This window comes from Frankia sp. AiPs1 (assembly GCF_023716945.1).
In the GTDB taxonomy this organism is placed as follows: Bacteria; Actinomycetota; Actinomycetes; order Frankiales; family Frankiaceae; genus Frankia.
In genome coordinates this window covers 1-2391 of sequence record NZ_JAMQQF010000740.1, presented here as the reverse complement: position 1 = coordinate 2391, position 2391 = coordinate 1, and the positions used below count along the sequence as shown (strand labels likewise).

The following is a 2391-nucleotide window of genomic DNA, read 5'->3' as shown; positions in this document are numbered from 1 at the left end:
GGTCGGCAGCCCGCGCCGGCCCAGCGGCAGGGCGCGGCAGGACGCGGCGACGCCGATCGCGAGCACCGGCGCCATCGGCAGCAGGTAGCGGGTGAACGACGCCCCACCGGCGGCCACGTACCCCACCAGGGTGGCGACGACGAGCAGGCAGTGCCCGGCCAGCAGCAGCCACCCGACCGCTCCGCCCCTGCCGCCACCGCCGCTGCTACTGCCGCCGCCGCTCGGGCCGGCTCCGGACGCCATGCGGGCATCCCCCCTGGGCCAGCGCCGAGTGGCCGCGCGCAGGGCCGCCGCGGCCAGACCGGCGCCGGTGACCACCGCGACGCCGACGGCGACCTGCTCGGCGTGGCCGGTGACGAGCATCGGTCGACCAAAGAACCCGCGGTAGACGGACCACCACAGATCACCGTCGCGCAGCACCTGCCAGACCGAGAGGTGCGCCCCGCCGACCGGAAACATGTCCGCGATCCGCCCGGCGGCGGTGGGATCGCCGTACCGGCGCTGGTTACGCAGGTAGAACCAGCCGACAGCGGCGACGGTGAGGGCGAGCAGCGCACCGGCGGCGGCCAGGCCCCGGCCGACCCGGCGGGCCCGGCTTCCCGTCGTGTGCAACGCGACGGCGGCAGCTACAGCGGGCACCACGGCGGCGAGTGCCACCGCGCCACTCGCCCGGCTGGCCGCCGCGGCCGGCCCGAGCACCGCGAGACCCGCGAGGAGCCACGGCCACGGGCACGGCCCGCCGCGGGCGAGCGCGACGGTCACCGCGAGCAGCCCGGTCACGGTCGCCATGGCCAGGGTGTCGTTGTAGATCTGCCCGGAGGTGACGACGACGAGCCCGACGGTCCCGATGACCGCCGCCGCCCCGACCGCGACATCCGGCCGTCGCGGCAGCAGTCCACGGCACAATGCCGCCGTCGCGACGACGACCCCCACGCCGAGCAGCACGTTGACGACGCGGGCGGCGCGGAATCCGGCCATCGGATGGCCCGCCGCCTCGCCGGCCCGCAGCGGCACCGCCTCCACCGCGTAGAACAACGGCGGATGGTTGGCGGTGTAGACCAGATCGTAGTTGGACAGTCCCCGGCCCAGACGCACCCCGCACAGCCCGTCGGCGTGCGCGTCGACCGCGGCCCGGGCCTGCGCCGGCGAGGCCCGGCAGCGTGCCGGCAGGCCCGGCATGCCGGGCACCCGAGAGCGCACCGGGGTGTCGAGCTGCGGCAGCGAACCGTGGGCGAGCTCGAACGCGTACGCCGTGTGCTGCGCCTCGTCGGCCCCGGTGAACGGCGGGACCACCGCGGCGACAAGCAGCCCCAGCGAGCTGAAGATCAGACCGGCTGCGGCCACCCCGGCCACGAACCACCGCCGCATCGTCGGACCGCCAACGGCGGCCCCGGCCGGCACATCGTGCGGGTGCCATCCCATCGCGCACCCCCCACGCCGATCAACCGGCGGCGTACGGGCCCCCGTCCGTCCCCGCCGATATGACGGTAACGTCCGGCCCGCGTGCGCTATCCGGCGGTTCGCCCCCGCAGCTCGGCGACGAGGGCGCCCGCACCGAGGACTGCGGCCAGGGCGATCGGCCCGATGACCGCGCCGAGGTAGCGGTAGTCGAAGCCGGAGGTGACCGCGGACAGCACGAGGGTCGACACCCCGGACCCGGCCGCCAGCCAGAACACCCGCCCGACGCCGAGGGCGGCGCAGTCGGGCACCGGCGCCCGCCGTGGGGCCCGCCGGGCCCGAATCGTCCGGGCCGCCGTGAGCAGCGACGCCGCCACGCCCGCCAGCAGGCCCAGGCCGACCAGGGGCATCGGCGCGTAGGAGAGCCGGGACCAGGCGGCGAGCAGACCGGCCGGCGGCGAGTGCACCGCCGTGGCAACGAAGTAGCCGTCGTCGGCATGGGCGTCATCGGGGGGCAGCACGTTGGTGACCCGGGTTGGCAGCTCCCAGGTGTCCGCCCGGGACGCCTGCGACGTCTCGTACGGGACCGGGTCCAGGTAGCCGGCGAGGTAACGGACCGAGGACGTGACGAGCGCCCACGGCTGTTCGCGCACCACCTCGTGCGCGAACGTCCCCGCGAGGTCTTCCCGGCCCGGCGGGATCTGCCGGTGGCCCTGGCGCAGCGGCGAGTCGGCCGGCCACAGGTACCGGACCGGGGCGCCGCGCTGGTTCACCGGCCGCGGGTCGCACAGGGTGCGCAGGTCAGCGCGGGAGATCGTCGAGCAGTCGGCGAACGTCGCCACCCGCCCGTACAGGAAGAAGCCGGAATGAGCGGACACGGCGAAGCCCCTGCCCTCGGCCGCGCTCCAGCCCGCGTAGGCGCCCACCGGCACGGCGGCCGCCACCACGAACGCGACGACGGGGGCGACCGCCCGCAGCGGCGCCCGCCGGCCG

The 2391-nt window shown here is 76.5% G+C and carries 1 protein-coding gene and 1 pseudogene; both read right to left on the bottom strand.

The genetic code is table 11. The annotated features are described in order from the left end of the window. Positions 1–1368, bottom strand: a 1368-nt coding sequence (locus ND748_RS30135) for a DUF2142 domain-containing protein (RefSeq protein WP_251749613.1), incomplete at its 3' end; no start/stop codon positions are given. Positions 1369–1508: 140 nt separating this feature from the next. Beyond that, a pseudogene (locus ND748_RS30130) lies at positions 1509–2391 on the bottom strand (hypothetical protein); the annotation flags it as partial.